At 63.7% G+C, this 20,253-nt stretch carries 18 protein-coding genes; 9 read left to right on the forward strand and 9 right to left on the reverse strand.

What is annotated here, in order from left to right:
* A partial coding sequence (gene ald, locus VF515_00420) for an alanine dehydrogenase (GenBank protein ID HEX7406088.1) occupies nt 1-887 on the reverse strand: 887 nt, incomplete at its 3' end.
* 141 nt (nt 888-1,028) lie between these two features.
* Between ald and VF515_00425 the strand changes: the two genes are divergently transcribed.
* The 6 genes from VF515_00425 (at nt 1,029) to gcvPB (ending at nt 7,043) form a co-directional block, all read left to right on the forward strand.
* Nucleotides 1,029-1,505: a hypothetical protein gene (locus VF515_00425; protein ID HEX7406089.1), complete on the forward strand. Its 477-nt coding sequence runs from the start codon at nt 1,029-1,031 to the stop codon at nt 1,503-1,505.
* 129 nt (nt 1,506-1,634) lie between these two features.
* A complete protein-coding gene (gene folD, locus VF515_00430) occupies nt 1,635-2,495 on the forward strand; it encodes a bifunctional methylenetetrahydrofolate dehydrogenase/methenyltetrahydrofolate cyclohydrolase FolD (GenBank protein ID HEX7406090.1) in 861 nt (286 codons plus the stop codon).
* Between the two features lie 141 nt (nt 2,496-2,636).
* Complete coding sequence (gcvT, locus tag VF515_00435) at nt 2,637-3,719, forward strand: glycine cleavage system aminomethyltransferase GcvT (GenBank protein HEX7406091.1); 1,083 nt, start codon at nt 2,637-2,639, stop codon at nt 3,717-3,719.
* 10 nt (nt 3,720-3,729) lie between these two features.
* Nucleotides 3,730-4,119, forward strand: coding sequence for a glycine cleavage system protein GcvH (gene gcvH, locus VF515_00440; protein HEX7406092.1), 390 nt, complete (start codon nt 3,730-3,732; stop codon nt 4,117-4,119).
* A 94-nt stretch (nt 4,120-4,213) separates the two neighbouring features.
* Nucleotides 4,214-5,551, forward strand: coding sequence for an aminomethyl-transferring glycine dehydrogenase subunit GcvPA (gene gcvPA, locus VF515_00445; protein ID HEX7406093.1), 1,338 nt, complete (start codon nt 4,214-4,216; stop codon nt 5,549-5,551).
* Nucleotide 5,552: 1 nt separating this feature from the next.
* Nucleotides 5,553-7,043: an aminomethyl-transferring glycine dehydrogenase subunit GcvPB gene (gene gcvPB, locus VF515_00450; protein HEX7406094.1), complete on the forward strand. Its 1,491-nt coding sequence runs from the start codon at nt 5,553-5,555 to the stop codon at nt 7,041-7,043.
* Nucleotides 7,044-7,108: 65 nt separating this feature from the next.
* On the opposite strand, the gene VF515_00455 is transcribed toward gcvPB, so the two are convergent.
* From VF515_00455 to VF515_00480, 6 genes are all read right to left on the reverse strand, one after another.
* Nucleotides 7,109-8,218, reverse strand: a complete 1,110-nt coding sequence (locus tag VF515_00455) for a hypothetical protein (protein HEX7406095.1) — start codon at nt 8,216-8,218, stop codon at nt 7,109-7,111.
* A gap of 18 nt (nt 8,219-8,236) precedes the next feature.
* Nucleotides 8,237-11,830, reverse strand: a complete 3,594-nt coding sequence (secA, locus tag VF515_00460; protein ID HEX7406096.1) for a preprotein translocase subunit SecA — start codon at nt 11,828-11,830, stop codon at nt 8,237-8,239.
* A gap of 124 nt (nt 11,831-11,954) precedes the next feature.
* Nucleotides 11,955-12,728 carry a glutamate racemase gene (gene murI, locus VF515_00465; protein HEX7406097.1) on the reverse strand — a complete coding sequence of 258 codons (774 nt, stop codon included), beginning with the start codon at nt 12,726-12,728 and terminating at the stop codon, nt 11,955-11,957.
* Between the two features lie 128 nt (nt 12,729-12,856).
* On the reverse strand, nt 12,857-13,966 hold the full coding sequence (locus VF515_00470; GenBank protein HEX7406098.1) for a radical SAM protein: 1,110 nt from the start codon (nt 13,964-13,966) through the stop codon (nt 12,857-12,859).
* The gene (locus VF515_00475) at nt 13,963-14,508 is read right to left on the reverse strand and encodes a hypothetical protein (GenBank protein ID HEX7406099.1); all 546 of its coding nucleotides are present in this window, start codon (nt 14,506-14,508) and stop codon (nt 13,963-13,965) included. The genes VF515_00470 and VF515_00475 overlap by 4 nt, the downstream gene beginning before the upstream one ends.
* 240 nt (nt 14,509-14,748) lie before the next feature.
* Nucleotides 14,749-15,867, reverse strand: a complete 1,119-nt coding sequence (locus VF515_00480) for a glycosyltransferase family A protein (protein HEX7406100.1) — start codon at nt 15,865-15,867, stop codon at nt 14,749-14,751.
* Between the two features lie 227 nt (nt 15,868-16,094).
* On the opposite strand from VF515_00480, the gene VF515_00485 reads away from it, so the two are divergent.
* The 3 genes from VF515_00485 to VF515_00495 all read left to right on the forward strand — a co-directional run bounded on the left by VF515_00485 (nt 16,095) and on the right by VF515_00495 (nt 17,821).
* The gene (locus VF515_00485) at nt 16,095-17,066 is read left to right on the forward strand and encodes an SDR family oxidoreductase (protein ID HEX7406101.1); all 972 of its coding nucleotides are present in this window, start codon (nt 16,095-16,097) and stop codon (nt 17,064-17,066) included.
* Nucleotides 17,067-17,291: 225 nt separating this feature from the next.
* On the forward strand, nt 17,292-17,522 hold the full coding sequence (locus tag VF515_00490; protein HEX7406102.1) for an addiction module protein: 231 nt from the start codon (nt 17,292-17,294) through the stop codon (nt 17,520-17,522).
* The gene (locus VF515_00495; GenBank protein ID HEX7406103.1) at nt 17,519-17,821 is read left to right on the forward strand and encodes a type II toxin-antitoxin system RelE/ParE family toxin; all 303 of its coding nucleotides are present in this window, start codon (nt 17,519-17,521) and stop codon (nt 17,819-17,821) included. Before VF515_00490 ends, VF515_00495 begins: the two co-directional genes overlap by 4 nt.
* Nucleotides 17,822-18,086: 265 nt before the next feature.
* Here the strand turns inward: VF515_00495 and VF515_00500 are convergent, their stop codons facing one another.
* Both VF515_00500 and VF515_00505 read right to left on the reverse strand, forming a co-directional pair.
* Nucleotides 18,087-19,289 (reverse strand): M20 family metallopeptidase, encoded by a 1,203-nt coding sequence (locus VF515_00500; protein HEX7406104.1) that lies wholly within the window; start codon nt 19,287-19,289, stop codon nt 18,087-18,089.
* Nucleotides 19,290-19,428: 139 nt separating this feature from the next.
* Nucleotides 19,429-20,244 (reverse strand): TIGR03619 family F420-dependent LLM class oxidoreductase, encoded by an 816-nt coding sequence (locus tag VF515_00505; protein ID HEX7406105.1) that lies wholly within the window; start codon nt 20,242-20,244, stop codon nt 19,429-19,431.
* Nucleotides 20,245-20,253: the final 9 nt, after the last annotated feature.

Here is a 20,253-nt window from a genome sequence, read left to right on the forward strand (position 1 = left end):
CAATAGTGGACGACGCGCTCCGCAATATAGATGGGCGCGTCGAGCGTGGTCGGGCGGGAGGTTTCGATGCACCCACCCTGATCGATCGAGATGTCCACGATGGCAGTGCCGGGTTTCATGGTACGCACCATCTTACGCGTCACCAGGTGCGGCGCCTTGGCCCCCGTCACCAACACGGCGCCGACGATCAAGTCGGCCGCTGCCACTTCCTCCTCGATATTGGCGCGGTTGGACATCACTGTGGTGACATGGCCACCAAGAATATCGTGCAGATAACGGAGCCTTGTTGGATTGCGGTCGACGATGCTCACGTGCGCGCCAACCCCAGCCGCGATCTGGCAGGCATTTGCTCCGGCAATGCCGGCGCCCAGAATGACCACATTCGCCGGGCGCACGCCCGATGCGCCAGCCAGGAGAATGCCCCGGCCGCCGTTCTGCCTCTGTAGACACCAGCTGCCGACCTGAATCGACAAGCGGCCGGCAACTTCGCTCATCGGCGCCAGCAGCGGCAGTGACCCGTCGTCGAATTGTATGGTTTCGTATCCGATGGCATTCACCTTCTTCGCGCGCAGGATCTTGGTGAGCTCCGGGCAGGCAGCCAGGTGGAGATACGTGAAGACGATCAGCCCTTCGCGCAGGTAGCGGAATTCCGAGGCCAGCGGTTCTTTGACCTTGACGATCATCTCGGCGTCGTGCCACACTTGGCGCACCGGCACCAACCGTGCCCCCGCCGCCCGGTACTGCGCATCGGTGAGACCGCTGCCCAGCCCGGCGCCGCGTTGGATCAAGACGCGGTGGCCATGCGCGACCAACGCACTCACACCGGCCGGCGTGATCGCCACCCGGTTTTCTTCAGCCTTGATTTCCTTGGGAATGCCGATGATCATGACGCGAAAGTAAACGGAAGATTCTTAAGGTGCAAGACCACGTGCGCACCCACATTCGACTGTACTTGACCATGTCTGACGAGTTCGTGTAGCGTTGGGGTACACGACCGCCACGGTCGATCACGTCTCGGGAGGGTTGCGTTGGCGAAATTTCCGACTGAGGTGGAGCGCAGTGTCACAGCACGTGTACCCCTGGCCCGCGTTTACGACTACCTGTGGGATGTGGTGGGCTCATCGTGTTGCGCCCCCGGCATCGACAGCTGCAAGCGGGTTAGTAAAGACACATACCGGTTCATTTACCAAGAACGCTCGACCGGTCCGGTGAGCATGGTCGTCCAGTACACAGCCCGGTACGAAGGCAACGGCATCGATCAGATCACCTTCGAGAGCAAGGGAGCAAAAGGCGACAACGCCGACGTCAGCGGTGTCATCCGGCTGCAGCCGAGTGGGACCGAAGCGACGCACATCATGCTGCGGCAGATGATCGCGCCCGACACCCCCATCCCGCGCCTCCTGCAGGGTCTTGTCCGCTCCTTCGTCGAGCGTGAAGCGGCTGAGGGCGTGCAATCGTACCTCGCCAATGTGAAACGGGCACTCGAGCAGAAGTCCAAAGCCTAGGAAGGCTGATCGCGCCTGGTTCGAATGTGCGCCAGTGAGCTATAGAAACAAGGAACTGGCGCACCGGCATACCGGCACACTCCCGCTCAGGGGTTTACAATCCGGCAACCTTTGTCTATGGCCGCAGGCATGGGTGAGATCATCGATGGCACTGCGGCCGCACGCGCCGTCCGGGCTGCGGTCCAGGAAGAAGTAGCGGCGTTTCAACGCGAGTTCGGTTGCGTACCGGCGTTGGCAACAGTGCTGGTGGGAGACGATCCGGGTTCTGCCAGCTACGTGCGCAGTAAGCACAAGGCATGCGCCGAACTCGGCATCGCGTCGGAGCGACACGAACTGGCGGCTGACACCACGCAGGCGGAACTCCTGCGTTTGGTGCACTCGTTGAATCAGCAGCCTTCTATCAGCGGCATCTTGGTGCAGTTGCCGCTCCCGCCGCACCTGGACTCCGACGCCGTGATCGATGCACTCGATCCCGAGAAGGACGTCGACGGGCTGCATCCGATCAACCAGGCACGCTTGTTCGCCGGCCGCGAAGGCCTGCGGCCGTGCACACCGCTCGGGATCATGCATCTCATCGACGGCACCGGGGTCGATCTCAAGGGCGCGCGCGCCGTGGTCACTGGACGCAGCATCCTGGTCGGCAAGCCGGTCGCCTTCATGCTGCTGGAGCGACACGCCACGCTCACCATCTGCCATTCACGCACGCGCGACCTGCCTGACGAGATCAGCCGTGCCGACATCCTGGTCGCGGCGATCGGACGCGCCGAGATGATTCAAGGAGAATGGATCAAGCCGGGGAGTGTTGTGATTGATGTCGGGATCAACCGCTTACCCGACAAGCGCCTGGTCGGCGACGTCGCATTCGCCACTGCCCGGGAACGGGCGGGATTCATCACACCGGTGCCCGGCGGCGTCGGACCCATGACGGTAGCCATGTTGATGAAGAACACGTTAACGGCGGCCAGACGGCAACTCGCGAAAAGTCGATAGCTCATAGTTGATCGTCAATAGTTGGATAACGGACGGCAGCACGATGCTGGCATTCAGCGAAACAGCTCCCCAAGACTGTCGACTATTGGCTATCGACTGTCGACTGAGTCTAGACTATCGGCGCAACACCTGGCTTCGCCCATGAACCGCACACCGGTGTTCCCGGCCCATGCGGCGCTCGGAGCGCGTTTCGTCGACTTCGGCGGTTGGGAGATGCCGGTGCAGTATACCGGCATCATCGACGAGCACCACGCCGTCCGCCGGCGCGCCGGTCTCTTTGACGTCAGCCACATGGGCGAGATCGAGCTGCGCGGCCCTCGCGCCTCTGCCGTGTGTCAGGAATTGACGACGAACGACGTCGGCCGGCTGCGCGACGGCCAGGCGCAGTACTCGCTCTTGTGCCTGCCCAGCGGCGGCGTGGTCGATGACATCATCGTCCACCGGATCACGGGCGAACGGTTCCTCCTCTGTGTCAACGCCGCAAACACGGAGAAGGACTTTGCCTGGATCGTCGAGCATCGCAACGGTGCCGAGGTGGTCAACCGCAGCGCCGAGTTCGGCCAACTGGCGCTGCAAGGCCCACGGGCAACCGGCATCCTCACGCAGGTGACGGATCTGCCGCTGCATGACATTCCTTCTTTTTGTTTTCGGGAAGGACTGGTCGCGGGCTGCCGAGCCCTGGTCGCCCACACCGGCTATACCGGTGAAGACGGATGGGAGATTTACTGCCCTGCCGAGAATGCGCTGGCGCTTTGGAATGCCTTGCTGGATGCGGGCCAAGCCTCCGGCATCGCACCCGCCGGTCTGGGAGCGCGCGACACCTTGCGGCTGGAGCGCGCGCTGCCGCTGTACGGCCACGAGTTGACGGCAGAGACGACACCTCTGGAAGCGGGACTCGGCTGGGTGGTGCGCTTCAACACAGGGGACTTCATCGGGCGCGCGGCCCTGCTGCGACAGCGCGAGGTTGGCGTGTCCCGCCATCTCGTCGGTTTGGTGATGACCGCACCTGGTATTTCACGGCAGGGATACCGCATTTTTCATGACCACCAGGAGGCTGGGGCAGTCACCAGTGGAACGAAGTCACCCACTCTTGGCAAGGCGATTGCGTTAGGCTATGTGGCGAGCACTTGGAAGGAGATCGGCACTCATCTCGGTATCGAAATCCGTGGCCGTTTGGTTGCAGCCGAGGTAGTTCCTTTGCCTTTCTATAGGCGCGCCGCGTAAGGAGGCATGCATGGAGTTTCCCGAAGACCTGAAATACTCGAAAGAGCACGAATGGGTGCTGGTCGAGGATAATGTTGCGACGGTGGGCATCACTGACTACGCGCAAGATCAGCTCGGCGACATCGTTTTTGTGGAATTGCCTGCGATCGACGACAAGGTGAGCAAGGAAGACGCCTTCGGAGTGGTCGAATCCGTCAAGGCGGTCTCTGACATCTACGCGCCGGTCAGCGGCAAGGTCCTCGAGGTCAACGACGATCTCCCGGACAACCCGGAGATGGTCAACGAGGATGCCTACGGCGACGGCTGGATGATCAAGATCGAAATGAACGATCCCGATGAATTGCAGGAACTGATGACCGCGGCGGAGTACGAGGTGTACGTCGCTGAGGAGAAAGAATAGTCTTCGAAGCCTTCAGCTCAGCGTTCAGCAAAGAATGACGCCACGCTACCCGAACGAGCTGACAGCTGATCGCTGAACGCTGCAAGCTGCTGCCGTGCGCTTCTTACCCCACACCAACGCAGATATCCGTTCCATGCTCGAGGCGGTGGGAGTCGCCGAGGTGCGCGACCTCTTCGTCGACGTGCCGCCCGAGCTGCGATCGCGTGCGGCCCTCAACATTGCACCGGGCCTGTCCGAGCTGGAACTCCGTACGCGCTTGGAGGCGATCGCCGCACGCAACCAAGCGGCGCAGCAGCTGTGCTTCGCCGGCGCCGGAGCCTATCCGCATTTTATTCCAGCGGTGATCGATCAGATCCTGCAACGGGCGGAATTCTACTCCGCCTACACCCCTTATCAGCCGGAAGTCAGCCAAGGCACGCTGCAGGCGATCTTCGAATTCCAGTCGCTGGTGGCGATGCTCCTCCAAATGGAGGTCGCCAACGCCAGCATGTACGACGGCGCCTCCGCCACCGCCGAGGCGGTGTTGATGGCGCTGCGCATTGGCCCCAGGCGACCGCGCGTCATCCTCTCCCGCGCGTTGCATCCACAGTACCGTGAGGTCGTTCGCACCTACACTACCGGTGCCCGTGAACTCGAGTTGGTGGAAGCCCCTTTCGGCACCGACGGGCGGACCGACGGCGACTGGCTCGCCGACAACGTCAACGACCGCACCGCCGCCGTCGTCGTTGGCCACCCGAACTTCTTCGGTGTCGTCGAGGATCTGGCCGCTGTCGCCGCGCTGACGCACAGCCGCGGGGCGCTCCTGGTCACCGCCACCACCGAACCAGTTGCGCTCGGCGTGCTCAAGGCGCCGGGTGCGTACGGCGCCGATATCGCCGTGGCGGAAGGACAAAGTTTGGGAATCCCCATGTCGTACGGCGGGCCTGGAGTGGGCTTATTCGCAACCCGAACCGCCCATGTGCGCATGATGCCGGGCCGTCTCGTCGGCGAAGCGGCGGACGGCGCTGGGCGGCGCGGCTACGTCCTGACGCTGGCAACCCGCGAGCAACACATCCGCCGTGAGAAAGCCACGTCCAACATCTGCACCAATCAGGGGCTCATGGCCCTCGCCGTTACAGTCTATCTGTCCACCCTTGGAAAAGCCGGGTTTCACGAACTCGCAATCGCCAATACCGCCGCCGCGCATCGCACCGCATCGCGGCTAACGGAAAGCGGCAAGTGGCAGTTGCAGTTTCGTGCGCCATTCTTCAATGAATTTGTCCTCACCGGCGCACAGGTCGATGCGCAGTGGGAGTCCGCTCGCCAGCAGGATGTGCTTGCCGGCGTTCCGTTGCGTCGCTGGTACCCGGAACTCCCCAACTCGTTGCTGCTCTGCGTGACCGAGCTCCACGCCGCCGCCGCCGTAGAGCGACTGGTGGAAGCGTTGAGCTGACATGCCGCCGGGCACGCGCAAACAAGCCGGCTTGCTCCTGGACGAGCCGCTGATCTTCCAACGCAGCCGACCCGACCGCCGCGGCTTCGACCTCGCCGGGAATGGCGCCGATCCAGCGGCCTTCCTGCCGGCCGACCTGATACGGGGGCCGATCGAGGGCTTTCCCGAGGTCAGTGAGCCCGAGGTGCTGCGCCACTTCCTGCGCCTATCGCAGTGGAACCTCGGCGCCGCCACGACCTTTTACCCGCTGGGCTCCTGCACGATGAAATACAATCCGGTGGCCAACGAAGTGGTGGCACGTCTGCCGGGCTTCGCCGGCCTCCATCCACTCGCGCCGGACGACGCGGCGCAAGGAGCGCTGGAGCTGATCTCAGAACTCGAGTCCCTCCTGGCGGAAATCAGCGGCATGGCGGCGGTCAGCCTGCAGCCTGCCGCCGGGGCACAGGGCGAACTCACCGGCATGAAGATGATCCGTGCCTACCACGTCGACCGTGGCCGGCCGCGCAGCAAGGTGATCATTCCGGCAAGCGCGCACGGCACCAACCCCGCCAGTGCGACGTTGTGCGGGTACAGCACGGTGCAGATCGAGCGCAGCCGTGACGGTTTACTGGATGTCGCCGCCGTCCGGCAGGTCATGGACGAGGACGTCGCCGCCCTGATGATCACGAATCCCAACACCCTCGGCCTCTTCGAGCGCGACATCATGCAAGTGGCGCAGACGGTCCATGAGCGTGGCGGTCTGGTGTATCTGGACGGGGCCAACCTCAATGCCTTGATGGGCGTGGCCAAGCCGGCACACATGGGCGCCGACGTTTTGCAGTTCAACCTCCACAAGACCTTCTCGACCCCGCACGGCGGCGGTGGCCCGGGCGCCGGCCCGGTCGGTGTCGTCGAAGCGCTGGTGCCGTACTTACCGACGCCGCGACTGGTTCGAGAGGGCGGCCAGCTCCGGTGGAGCGAACAGTTTCCCAAATCCATCGGTCGCGTGCGCTCGTTCTACGGCAACTTCGGCATGCTGGTGCGCGCCTTCGCCTACATCCTGGCCATGGGCGGTGACGGGCTGACGGAAGCCACGCGCATGGCCGTGCTCAGTGCCAACTACATCCGCCGCCGTCTGCAAGGGGCGTATCAGATCGCCTATCCCGGCGTCTGCATGCACGAGTGCGTTTTCACCGACAAGGGCTTTGAAGCCAGCGGGGTCAAGACGCTCGACATTGCCAAGCGCCTGCTCGATTACGGGTTCCACGCACCGACGATCTACTTTCCGCTCGTGGTCAGCGGGGCAATCATGATCGAGCCCACGGAAACCGAGAGCAAAGAAACCCTGGATGAATTCATCGCGGCGATGCTCACGATCGCACGGGAAGCGCGCGAGAATCCCGATCTGGTACGCAACGCACCGACGCTGACACCCGTCGGCCGCCTCGACGAAGCCCGCGCCGCACGGCGTCCGGTGCTGCGGTGGATGCCGGAGAGAAGTCCTGAGTCCTGAGTCCTGGGTGCTGGGTCCTGAGATCGGTGAGAGTTCGATGCGCTCGCTCTCACGCTCCCACACAGCTACAGCAGTCCCGCCCCCATCATCACCCAGGCAGGCACACGGCGCCCGGTTCTATCCATAACCAGGGTGACGCGTGCATCGAAGACGAAGTGGATCTTTCCATCGTTGGCTTCGGCGCCGGATGGCGGGTTGCGGTCGAAAAACCCTTCACGGCAGGCGGCCTGCAAGCTCCGATCGGTAGCAAAGGCGCTGCTCCCGGAGCGTCTCTGGATGTCAATGGCTACAACCTGCCCCTTCTTGTCCATCACGGCTTCCACCGTGGCATACTCCTCCGCTGCCTCCTGGCCGTTGTCGTGACTGCGGCGAACCATCATCACGAAGTTCTCGAAGACACGCACGGCGACGCGGCGCACAAACGGCGCAAACTGGTCGGCCTTGGTGTTGAGCATGGTGATGTCACCATTGCGCACGGCCGGCAGGAAGTCTCTGGAACCACCCAGGCCCTGCATGCGCCACGGGTCGCCATGGCGCAGCAGATCCGTTCGCTCTGCGCTGGCATGCTGCTCGGGCGCCGGGGCGGACGACTCCGGCTCCTGCGGCCGCACGACGCCTTCGCGGATCATTTCTTCCGACGACGGCAAGAGCTGATCCAGCTTCGGTACAGCCGCCACCTCCGGCTTGGCACCGTGGGACTCTTGCGCCGCCTTGCGCGCAACATCCTCCCGCGCACGCTTGGCCGCCGCCGGCGCACTCTTCGCTTCAGCCTTTTGCACGGCGGCTTGCGGTTTCGTCTCCGCTAGGCGCTTCGATTCGGGATCACCCGGTACGGGGTCGCCGCGATGGATTTTCTCCTCCTTGACCGTGTTGTTGCGGTCGCTGAGGAAACGGGGGTTTTCCGGCTCCTTCTCTTCTCCCGCATCGGACGGACTGACGATCTGTTGCTTGGGGACCGGCATCGCGGGCGGTGCCGGCGCTGCTTGTGGTGCAGGCGGAGCCACTGAAGGCGGCTTGGCCTGCGGCAGTGACACGACGTCAACGTCCAGGGCCGGAGGCATCTGGGGAATCGCCAGGCGCGCGCCGCGGGCCAAGGGCAAAAGACTCAGGATCAAACCATGCAGCAAAACCGAAAGAATCAGTGCCCAGGTGAGCCGCGATTGATCAGTGTTCATCACTTCCGAGAAGCTGTCTCACGTACCGTGACACTTCTTGTATTTCTTGCCGCTCCCGCAGGGACAAAGATCGTTGCGGCCCACCTTCTCGCTGTCGCGACGCACGGTTTCGACCTTACCGGGCTGGCGTTGAGGCATGCCGCCACCGCTCACCACCATCTGGGCGGGCTGCGGCCGCCGCCGCGCCTCCATGCGCTCGACGTCCTCTTGCCGCGCGATCTGGACCGTGAAGACTTTCTCCACCACATCGGCTTCGAGTTCTTCCATCATGGACTCGAAGGCCGTGAAGCCTTCCTTCTTATACTCCTGCAGCGGATCGCGCTGCCCGTAACCGCGCAGGCTGATGCCCTCCTTCAGGTGATCCATCGACAGGAGGTGGTCTTTCCACAGGGTGTCCACCGTTTGCAGCAGCACCAGCTTCTCGAGATGGCGCAACACCGGCGGCGTGAAGGCGCGCTCCTTTTCTTCGTACACCGCATGAATCTGATCGATCACCATCTGCTCGAGGCGGTCGGGGGTGAGGCCATCCTTATCGGCGTCGGTGACGGCGAAGCGCAGAGTGAAGTTTTTGTGGAGGACGTCGCTCAGCGCCTTCCAGTCCCACTCGTCGGCGTGCGTCTCGCGATTGGCGTACTGCGCAACGATGCCGCCGGCGACGTTCTCGGCCATCGTCAGCACGTCGGCCTTCAGGTTGTTGCTGCCGAGGATCTCCCGGCGGCGCCCGTAGATGATCTCGCGCTGCTGGTTCATGACGTCGTCGTATTCCAGCAGGTGTTTCCGGATATCGAAGTTGTGACCTTCGACCTTGCTCTGCGCGTTGGCCACGGCGCGCGTGATCAGGCGGTGCTCGATCGGGACACCCTCCTCCATCCCCAGGCGGGTCATCAACCCCTGGATGCGCTCGGCGCCGAAGATGCGCATGAGATCGTCTTCGAGCGACAGATAGAATCGGGATGAACCCGGATCGCCTTGCCGGCCCGAACGCCCGCGCAGCTGGTTGTCGATGCGGCGGCTTTCGTGTCGCTCCGTGCCGATGATATGCAAGCCGCCAGCCGCAATGACTTTCTCACGCTCCTGGGCGCACAGCTCCTTGTAGCCGGCCAGGATTTCGTCGTAACGCGTGCGGAACTCGAGTGGCGCCTTCTCCATTTCCTCGCGCACATCCTCGACCGCTTTGGTGTATTTCCGCCGCGTCTCTTCGTAATCGTGCTGGGCCGCCGCCACCGCTTCTTCGAACGGCTTGCGCTGCTCCAGGTAGGCGGCCTCCGCCTGTTTGTACTCCCGTTCGGTGTCTTCGTACACGCGCTTGGCAGCCTCGTAGTCGATTCCGTCGCCGTCCGACGCCACCAGCGCCTTTTGGATTGCACGTTCATAATCGCTGCGGGCCCGCTCGAACGCGACCCGAGCCGCCGCCAACCGGTTGGAGTCGCCGCCGCCATTGAGCGCCTCCTGCAGCTCGGCCAGCGAGTTCAGGAACCGCTGCTGTCCTTCATCGCCGAAGTACGGCCCGGTGACCCGATCCACCGCCTGCAAGGCCTCGCTGTAATTCGCCGCCGCCGTGGCGCACGCCGTAGCCATGCCGGTACCGGCACTGGCCTGTACCATTTTCCCCTCGTACTCGGCGCGCCACTTCCAGAAGGTGGCCTCCAAGTAGGCGCGGTGCGCATCCGTCAGCCGGTTCAGTGCTTCAGCCTGGTTCTCCTCGAAGGGTTGCCACTTGGGCTCAAATTTGCGCCGTGCTTGCTGGATGGCCTCGTCGTAACGTTCGCGGAGCTTCTGCAGGACTTCCTCATAGCGCTGGCCACCTTCCGGCAGTGCATCGGAGCGCTGAATCCATTCGTTCTCCATGTCGGAGCGGGCCAGGAACTCGGGGTTGCCGCCAAGCAGGATGTCGGTTCCACGGCCGGCCATGTTGGTGGCGATGGTCACCTGTTTGTGGCGCCCGGCTTGGGCGATGATGTTGGCCTCGGCCTCATGGTTGACGGCGTTCAGGACGTTATGCTTGGCGCCCTTCTTCTTCAGCATCTTGGCGAGGCGTTCCGACTTCTCCACCGACACCGTACCGACAAGCACCGGCTGGCCGCGCTCGTGGCAGTCGACGATCTCCTCAACCACGGCGTCGAACTTCTCGCGTTCGGTCTTGTAGACCGTGTCCGGGTGATCGGTCCGGGTCATCTTCTTGTTCGGCGGCACCACAACGACGTCGAGCTTGTAGATGTTCTTGAACTCGACCGACTCCGTGTCGGCCGTACCGGTCATGCCGGCCAGCTTCTTGTACATGCGGAAATAGTTCTGGATGGTGATGGTCGCAAGCGTTTGGTTCTCGCGCTCGATCCGCACGCCCTCTTTCGCCTCCACGGCCTGGTGCAAACCGTCCGACCAGCGTCGCCCGGGCATCAAGCGGCCGGTGAACTCGTCGACGATGATCACCTGGCCGTCCTTGACGATGTAATCGACGTCGCGATGGAAGATCGCGTGCGCTTTCAGCGCCTGATTGACGTGGTGGAGCGTGTCGATGTGGTTGGGGTCGTAGAGGTTGGTGATGCCCAGCATGCGCTCGACTTTGGAGACGCCTTGCTCGGTGAGTACGGCCGACCGTGATTTCTCATCGACCCAATAGTCCCCCGACTCCTCCGGCCGCTGATCACCGACGGCGTCCTTGCGCTCGCCCTTGCGCAGACGCGGGATGATGCGGTCGATGACGTAATACTGGTCGGTGGATTCCTCCGCCGGTCCGGAAATGATGAGCGGTGTGCGCGCCTCATCGATCAGGATGTTGTCGACCTCGTCGACGATGGCATAGTTGAGCTCGCGCTGGACATACTCCTCCAGCGTGAACTTCATATTGTCGCGCAGGTAGTCGAAGCCGAACTCGTGATTGGTCCCATAGGTGATGTCCGCCAGGTAGGCGTCCTTGCGGTCGATCGGCCGTAGGTTGAGCATGCGGTAATCTTTCACCACGTACGTCGGGTCGTAGAGAAAACTCGCCTCATGCACGATCGATGCGAGCGACACGCCGAGCAGATGGTAGATGGGTCCCATCCACTGGACGTCGCGCCGGGCGAGGTAGTCGTTGACCGTCACCAGATGTGCACCGCGGCCGGTCAGGACGTTGAGGTAGAGCGGCGCCGTGGCCACCAGCGTCTTGCCCTCACCGGTCTTCATCTCGGCGATCTTGCCTTCATGCAGCACGACGCCGCCGATCAGTTGGACATCGAAATGGCGCAGGCCGGTGGCTCGCTTCGACGCCTCGCGCACCACGGCAAAGGCCTCGGGAAGGATCTCGTCCAGGACTTCGTTTTCCGCCTCACGCAGGGCCTTCTCCTGCTCTTCGATCTCCGTCCGCAGGGATTTCCCGCCCTCGGCATCGGCCTCGGCAGGGTTCTCCGCTTGTTGCCGCTCGCGGGTCTTGAGCTCCTCCAGATGGGCCCGCGCCGCAGCCGTCTGCTCGCCGATACGGGTACGGAATTCGTCAGTCTTGGCGCGCAGTTCGGCGTCGCTCAGGGCCGAAATCGTGGGTTCGAACGTATTGACGCGCTCGCCCAGCGGCCACATGCGCTTCAGCTCACGCTCGTTCTTGGTTCCGATGATCTTCTTGACGATGTTCAGCATTTTTCTAAGAGTTCGCAGGTTCCAAGGTTCAAGGGTCCGAGGGTTTTCCTCTGAACCCTAGAGCCCTTGGACCTCTTAACCCAAAAAGACTAGCAGTTTACAAAACGGGATGCATCTTGCGCGCCTACCGCTCGATGCGCACGGCAGAGTCGACTTTCTGGCCCATGAAACGGCCGGCGACTTTGATGAATCGCTCCGGTACGTCGGTAACGAAGAAGCTGACCGACCCGTCTCCCGACCGCCGCATGAGGCCGTAGCGGACGAGCGTCTCCCGCACCGTAGCGGCGGTCGTCCGCGCCGAATCCACCAACGCCACGTTGGGCCCCATGGTCTCGCCGATGACGTGTTCGAGCAGCGGGTAATGCGTGCAACCCAGGACAAGGGTGTCGATACCGCTGCGCCTCAGGCTCGGCAGGTACAGCGCCGCCGCCGCGCGCGTCACCGCATTGTCCAGCCAGCCTTCCTCCGCCAGTGGAACGAGCAGTGGGCAGGCACGGGTATAGATTTCCAGATCCCCATCCAGCCGCTTCAGCGCCCGGGTGTAGGCGCCGCTGGCAATCGTGGCTTCGGTGCCGATCACGCCGATCTTGCGATTGCGCGTCTGCGTCACCGCCTGGCGCGCTCCGGGCTCGATCACGCCGATGACCGGAATGTCGAAGCGCTCGCCGAGCGTGTCCAAGGCAACCGCCGCCGCACTGTTACACGCCACGACCAGCATCTTGATGCCTTTGTCGACCAGAAACTCGGTGTTCTCCAGCGAATAGCGCCGCACCGCATCCGCCGACTTGTTACCATAGGGGAAGCGCCCGGTATCGCCGAGGTAGATCAGGTGCTCGTGCGGCAGTAACTCCATGATCTTTTGCAGCACGGTGACTCCGCCCACGCCTGAATCAAACACACCGATCGCGGCCTCCGCCTTCCGCGGCGCTCCATTGCCCGCGGCGGATGACCGTGCGGCCGATTCCGGCCCGTTCTGCGCGCGCACCTGTCGGCGCGGGCCGTTGGTAAGCTTGCGAGGGGAGCGCATCAGTGTGCCGCGACTCGTCGCGGTGCGACTCGTAGCGGTGCGACCAGTCGCTCGGCGACCTCGCGGTCGGACGGCGATTCGCCGAAGACTTTGTCCCAGACGCCCGGGGGCTCCATGCAGATGTACACCGGCATAAGATGATCGATTTGCCGCAGCCATTCTAGCATCCGCCGATACATTTTCACTCGCAGACCGCGCCAGGCTCGATCCTTGCCGTCAGGTCCAGGAACCAGCTCCCCTGAGAGCACCAGGCTCGGCTGCGGTCGCGCCTTGATCGCAGCCTTCAGTCGCGGCGTCATGCGCAAGCTGCCCAGGCTCACCCAGGCGATGCGGCGCGTGTCGAGCCGCGGGAACACCTGGTCGATCACCTGGCGATACCCTTCCTCCCAACCGTCGTGGGCGATGATCGGATCGAAATGAAATCCGACCTTGTACCCGGCGGCTTGCACCCGCAGCGCCGCGCGGATCCGCTCCTCCAAGCCGGCGGTGCGGTCTTCCTCGGTGGCCATGATGGCAGTAGCGTTGAGCGACCACGAAATGACCGTCCGGTCCTTCGGATCAAGGCCGAGCAGGTTCTCGACGCAATCGCTCTTCGTCTTCAACTCCAACACCGCGTTCGATTTCTCGGCGAAAAACGGTACCAACTCGCAGGAGAGATCGGTGAGGTGATCAAGGGCCAGACTGTCGCCCAACTCGCCGGTCCCAATCCTGAACGTGCGGGCCGGATGTGCAAGCAGCACCGCATCGATCTCCGCCAGCCCGTCGCCGACGTTGGTGAACGCCTTCACGGCAGCGTTATTGGCCAGGTAATCCTGCAGGAAGCAGTAGCTGCAATCGAACGGACAGTTCGAAGCGAGGTTGACGACGAGGTAATTGCAGCACACCAGCCCGGTGGTGCCGGCGGGGCAGTACTGCATGAACGTGCCGCGGTTGCGCTTGATGATCAGTCGGCGCTTGCCTGCATCGAAATTCTCACCCGGCTCCGCTGCGCTGGTGTCGTCGATCACGTGAACCGGCGTCTCGGGCAAGCGCGCCCGCACCCGCCGCGCCAGCGAGGAATCTTCTTCGCCGCGCTCGATCCACAGCGTCTTGGGGATCCAGCCAGTCACGGTGCTTCCGCCAAGAGCTGGAAGATGGCCTGGCACTCCGGCTTCTGTGCGGCGGCCTGCAGCCGCTCGGCAGCCACCTCTAATGATGTAAGACTGTTGGCGACGATCTCGATCCGCACCTCATCGCCTTCGAGGAACTCCGGAAACGTCACCCGCACATTGCGCGGCAGATCCAACTGGCGCACCAGGGCAGCCAGTCGATCTTCAGTCGACGCCAGCTGCGGGAAACGCAGGCGACGCAGCGCGCCTTTGACCAGCTTCAGCTTGTCGTTCCGTCCGACAGTGCGGTTGCGCCGGGCCGTGGCTACCGGTGCAAGCGCCAACACCTGCGCCAGCGAGACACCGTCACGGAGGGCGATCTCCTCGGTCCATTCCCACAGGTCGCGCAGTTGGTTCTCACCCAGTCGCAGCTCCCGGGCCAGCTCCAGCAGCGCCCGGCCGTCATCCGGTTCCAGGGCCAGCCAGCGCTCGATCGTCGCCGAGTTGTACTTGCGCTCCTGCGCAAAAACGCGAAGCGCGGTATCGGGATGATCCTCAGGCACGGCGACTCCCCGCTGCCTCGCTCCAAGGGACTGTCGATAAACGGGAGACCGACCCTTCGACAGGCTGCCCATGAACCGCGCTGTCCGTCGCCCAGGGCGTTGCCCTGGGCTCATGGCTTGCCGCCCTTTCAGGGCTGATACCAAGGGAGTCCAACTGGCGGAGAACAGCAGCCCCAACGGGGCGGCCATTCATCAGCCCGGGGCATCGCCCCGGGCGGTGGCGTCGGGTGTGAGAACGGTTCATGGGCGCTCCAAGCCGGTGTCCTCGCCGGTCAGGTTCTCAGGGTGAGCGGAATTCTCCTTTGAAATTGAATACCCAACCGCTCGTGCTGAGCTTGTCGAAGCACTGTTTGCGAGAAAATCGACACTCCCCCTTGGGGGACTGTCGATAAATGACCGGCCGCTGGTTTCGTCTACCGTATTTTCCGCGTGCTTCCGTAGCGGCGCAGCATGCTGCGCCCCTACATTCCGAGAAAATCGACAGTCCCTTGGGAGAGGGGAGCCGAAGGAAACGTCGTCCAACTTGCGTAACGAATTACTGGCAGGGAGGGCACGGTACGCTTCGGCCTCCGCATGGCGCCCGCGCCGTGCGGCCCCTTGGGCCAGGATCTGGCATTTCTCCGCCAGCACGGCCAACGTTGCGCGGTGTTGCACCGGGCTCAAATCACCCTGCGCGAGCAAGCGAACCAGCGCCGCCACGCGAAACCGGTCCATGCCCCAGAGCTGGCGCGAGAGCTGGTCGGCATGGCCGCCCCGCTTGACCACGAGGGCGCGATCGACGAGCCAGACCGGCGTGTTGCGGGCAATACGCAGCCACAAGTCGTAGTCCTCGCACACCGGCAAGCTCTCATCGAAGCCGCCGACACCTTCGAACAAGCTCCGGCGCAGCATGACCGCAGACGGGCTCACCAGGCAGAGACGCAAGCTGGGCTCGAAGATGTCACCGCTCGGTTTGCGGTGGTGGGCGCAGGGGTTCACCCGTACGCCGTTGCGGATCCAGATTTCCTCGGTCTGGCAGATCTCAGCGCCGGGATGCTCCGCAAAGAAGGCCAGTTGTGCGGCCACCTTGTCCGGCAGCCACAGATCGTCGGAGTCCAAAAAGGCGATCAGCTCGCCGCGGCTGGACGCCACGCCGAGATTACGCGCCGCCGCCACGCCGCGATTCTCGGTGCGGATCAGGCGAATTTGTGCGCCGAACTCGGCGCGCAGCGCCTCGGCCGTGCCGTCGGCGGAACCGTCATCGACGACGATGATCTCGCACTCGGCGGCGCGTTGCGCGCACACCGACGCCACCGCCTGGCGCACGAGTTCACGGCGATTGAAGGTGGGAATGACGACGCTGACCGGCACAGGCCGCATACTTACTACACAGCCGCCGCCGGATAAAGCGCGGTCCGAAGCCCTCATTCGTGGTGCGCTCGCGAGCGTCCGCAGCTTGGAAAGGAATTCCCGGGCTGCCCGCTTGGGTTCCCTCCCCTGTTGCCAATTCCGGCAACGGGGGAGGGTCAGGGTGGGGGAAGGCGGAACCCAACCCGGCAGTTGTGAAATGCAGCTCAGAGGTATACGCCGCGTAGCGGAGGGCACGTATGAGCGCATTTGCCGACAAGGTGGCGATCGTCACGGGTGGGGCTTCGGGGATCGGGCGTGCACTGGGCCAAGAGCTGGCGCAGCGCGGTGCCCGCGTCGTGCTTGCCGACATCAACGGCCAGTCGGCGCAGGCAGCCGCCGACGCCATGACCAGCGCAGGTGGCCGCGCGCGGGCGGCGGCGATCGACGTGCGCGATGCCGATGCGGTGCAGGGTCTGGTGACGGAGACCGCCGCCACGTACGGCCGACTCGATTACATGTTCAACAACGCCGGCGTCGCCCTCGCTGGAAAGACCCGCGACATGACGCTCGCCGACTGGAACCGGCTGATCGACGTGAATTTGCGCGGCGTGGTGCACGGCGTGGTGGCCGCCTACCCGGTGATGATCGCGCAGGGGTTCGGCCACATCGTGAACACCGCTTCCGCCGCCGGCATCACGCCGACGCCCGGACTCACCGCGTACGCCACCACCAAGCACGCCGTGGTCGGCCTCTCGACGTCATTGCGCGGCGAAGCGGCGCGGCATGGCGTGCGCGTCAGCGTCGTGTGCCCGGGCCTGATCGACACGCCGATCAAGGACAACATGACACTGCTCAACACCGACCGGCAAGCGCTGCTCAACAGCGCTGCTCAAAAGCATACCGCTCAAGCTCCACCCGCCGGAGGCCTGCGCGCGCGCCACCCTGCGTGGGGTGGAGCGCAACCAGGCGATCATCGTCGTCACCGCCTTCGCCAAGATCGGCTGGTTGCTCTACCGTTTATCCCCGGCACTGATGGGACGTCTGATCGCGCGCGGCGCGCAGCGCAGCCTCGTGCTCGCGGAATGAGAATGCGAGTCGGAAGAGGCCTTGCCGAACTTCTGCCGCAACGTGGACCGCGGTGCCGGCACGGAGGCCGGCGCTACCGTTTTCCGTGGCTTCTCATGACGCCGGGAGGGCCGGCGTCCCCGCCGGCCTGCCTTTTTCGGTAGAGCCCGACTGGAGAGTAGTGTCCGTTGGCACGCCCCCGTATCGACTTCGCCCCCAGTCTTCCATGAGCCCATGGCGCTGTTGAAGAGCGGCGCCGGAAATATGCCGCCAGAGGTGGCAAGGGTTGTCCATTTCAGCAGGCAACCCACCAGCAGGTCAGACGATAGTTAGCCTCTACGAGTGGCGGCTAGATCAGGCTTGCGGTATTGTCGAAGCGAGGTTGAACCATGCAGCACACAGCGATTCTCGAGCCCCCTGGGTTTGCGGATCTCCCGAAGGCCGAGCAGATCCGGTATCTGCAGGCGCTGTGGGACCGCATTGCTGAGCAACCCGGCGAGATTCCGGTCCCGGAAAGCCATCTGAAACTCGCGGAGGAACGGCTCGCCGAGTACCGGCGTGATCCGACGCGCGCTCAGTCGGCGTACGAAGTCCTCGATCGCCTGGCTAAGAAGCGGTGACCGAATATCGGTTGATTTCGGAGCCGCGCGCCGATCTTGATGTGGAGGCGGCGTTCGAGTGGTACGAGAAGGAACGACCAGGCCTAGGGCTGGAGTTTCTCGATGAGCTTCGCGCAGCCTACAACCGCATCGTCGACAACCCGTTCAAGTACCAGCATCTGCGCTCTGGGGTCCGCCGTGCGTTACTTAGACGCTTTCCCTACGCGGTCTACTTTGCGATTGAAGACGATGTTGTTGTCGTGGTTGCTGCGCTGGACGCGAGTCGCGATCCGGCCGAGTGGCAGCGCCGAAGAGGCTAACCCACTGGATCGGAGCGCGGGCATGACGTGGGCTGTTTGCATAGAGCCGTTGGCGTGCGCCCGCGGCCGCTCACGGGCAAGCCGTTAGCACTTCCGGAATCATTCTTGCCCCCGGGCGACGTCCAACGTAACCAGCATCGGATCAAGGCGCGCTTGTCTCCCGCGCAGGAACTCGGAGGCGTTGGAATCGTTGCGAGATCGTCCGGATGCTGCCGGGCGTGAGAGACAGGGCGCGCCGCGACAGCGCCGGCACCGGCTGCGGCAGTCAGCGCACAGCGCCGTTCAGATACTCGAGTGCCACCGTCACCAGGGTCTCGACGCCAAGCGGCAAGGCGCGCTCATCGAAGTCGAACTGCGCGTGATGCAACGGGAACGGTTCCTGGTGTGCGGGCCGCGCCCCGAGGAAGGCGAAGGTGCCGGGGACGTGTTCGAGGTAGAGGCCGAAGTCTTCCGCACCCATCACCGGGTGCTCCATCTCGATGACGGCATCGCTGCCGCGCGTTTCGCCGATCACCTGGCGCACGAAATCGGTGAACCCGGCATGGTTTACCACCACGCCGGAGCCATGGACATACGCCAGCTCCGCGGTGGCGCCGAAGGCTTCTGCCGTGTGACGAATCACCTGCTCGAGCCGTGCCGGCATGTCGGCCCGCACCGCTGGGTCGACCGTGCGCACGGTGCCCCCCAGTACCACCTCCGACGGGATCACATTGAAAGCCGCGCCGGCCTGCAGGAAGGTGATGCTGATGACCACCGGGTTCTTCACGTCGAAGCGCCGGGTCACCAGCGTCTGCAGATTGGTAATGATCTGCGCCGCGGGCGGCACGGGGTCGATGCACGCATGCGGCTCGCTGGCGTGGCCGCCTGTGCCCTTCACCACCACCCGAATCACGTCGGCGCTGGCCATCACCGGCCCGCGGCGCACCCGCAGCTCGCCCACAGCACCCAGCGGCTCGAGGTGCAGGCCGAACACCGCATCGACAGCCGGCGCCCGTGTGAGGCAGCCGTCCGCAATCATCTCGCTGGCCCCGCCGTACGTCTCCTCCGCCGGTTGAAAAAGAAGCTTGACGTTGCCGTGCAGCCGGTCGCGCACGTCGTACAAAATGCGGGCGGCCCCCAGCGCCATGGCCACATGACCATCGTGACCGCACGCGTGCATGACTCCCGGAACAGTGGAGCGGTACGGCCGCTCCGCATCCTCGTTCAGTGGCAGCGCGTCCATATCGGCGCGTAGCGCCAGCGTACGACCAGGATGGGCACCGCGCAGGACGGCGACCACGCCGGTGCCGCCGACGTGCTCCTGTATCTCGAACTCCATGGGCTGCAGCGCCGCGACGATCAGTTCCGGCGTACGCCGCTCCTGATTCCCGAGCTCCGGATGCGCGTGGATGTCCCGCCGGGTGGCGATGAGAAAGTCCGTCAGTGCGCGCGCCCGTTCACCTACGGACTGCCGCAGTTGATCATCCATCGTCAGGCTGATCGCACAGACCACGCCGTCGGGTCAACGGGAGCGTCCGCCGGGCACTGTCCTATTTAGACACTCGGGGCGGGAAGGGAGCGGAAGAAGGTGGAACCTCCAATATCGGCATCGGGAACGCTTTCTCCTTTTATTTCAGAAACTGCGTTGCAAACGCCTCCATGCGTCGCTTTTTGAAGTCGAGTGTGGTGGGCACCACTTTCCCGTCAACAAAGAAATGCGCGCCGCTCACCATCGTCACACCCATCTCTTCCAAGCGTTGGTAGGTGTCGGGTCCTGACATCATGGGTGCCAGCCACACATCGAAAGGTTTATTGAGTGTGCCGTGCTCTCTTCGCGCTGCATCAATGCGCTTGAGCATCGGCGGGATTTGTTCTTCCGTGTAACGCACACCCAACCAGCCGTCGTTCTGCGCCGCGCGGCGAAATGCCGCGGCGCTCTCGCCGCCGACAAGAATCGGGATCGGCCGCGAGGTGCCCGGCGACATCATGAGCGGGTTGAAGTCAAAAAACTCGCCGTGAAATTCCACCATCTCCCCGGTGAGCAGTTTCTTGATCACCGCAATCTGCTCGTCGCAGCGTTTACCACGGGTGTGGAAATCTTGGCCGGTCAATTCAAATTCGGTTTTCTGCCAGCCCACACCGATACCGAGAACCACCCGATCGTTGGAGATCACCGCCGCAGTGGAAAGCGCTTTCGCGACGGAGAACGGATCGCGCATCGGCAATACATACACGGTCGTCAAAAATCTCGCGTCTTTCGTTTCTCGAGCGAGCGCTGCGATGATCACCCACGGATCGGGCCAATGCGTGTGCGGCTCCCACAGCACGGTGCCATCTTTGGTGTACAAATATGCATCCCCTGGTTCTCTGGTCGTCACCAGATGATCGCCAAAGCTCACACCATAGAAGCCCAGGTCTTCGGCGCGCGGCGGCGGGCGGGGCAGGGGTCAGCC

The sequence above is a fragment of the Candidatus Binatia bacterium genome (assembly GCA_036382395.1).
Lineage (GTDB): Bacteria > Desulfobacterota > Binatia > HRBIN30 > HRBIN30 > JAGDMS01.

Excerpts from the sequence above, each read along its gene's own strand:
- folD (HEX7406090.1), top strand. The coding sequence starts at position 1,635 with ATGGGTGAGATCATCGATGGCACTGCGGCCGCACGCGCCGTCCGGGCT.
- gcvT (HEX7406091.1), top strand. The coding sequence starts at position 2,637 with ATGAACCGCACACCGGTGTTCCCGGCCCATGCGGCGCTCGGAGCGCGT.
- gcvH (HEX7406092.1), top strand. The coding sequence starts at position 3,730 with ATGGAGTTTCCCGAAGACCTGAAATACTCGAAAGAGCACGAATGGGTG.
- gcvPB (HEX7406094.1), top strand. The coding sequence starts at position 5,553 with ATGCCGCCGGGCACGCGCAAACAAGCCGGCTTGCTCCTGGACGAGCCG.
- VF515_00455 (HEX7406095.1), bottom strand. The coding sequence starts at position 8,218 with ATGAACACTGATCAATCGCGGCTCACCTGGGCACTGATTCTTTCGGTT.
- secA (HEX7406096.1), bottom strand. The coding sequence starts at position 11,830 with ATGCTGAACATCGTCAAGAAGATCATCGGAACCAAGAACGAGCGTGAG.
- VF515_00480 (HEX7406100.1), bottom strand. The coding sequence starts at position 15,867 with ATGCGGCCTGTGCCGGTCAGCGTCGTCATTCCCACCTTCAATCGCCGT.
- VF515_00485 (HEX7406101.1), top strand. The coding sequence starts at position 16,095 with ATGAGCGCATTTGCCGACAAGGTGGCGATCGTCACGGGTGGGGCTTCG.
- VF515_00490 (HEX7406102.1), top strand. The coding sequence starts at position 17,292 with ATGCAGCACACAGCGATTCTCGAGCCCCCTGGGTTTGCGGATCTCCCG.
- VF515_00500 (HEX7406104.1), bottom strand. The coding sequence starts at position 19,289 with ATGGATGATCAACTGCGGCAGTCCGTAGGTGAACGGGCGCGCGCACTG.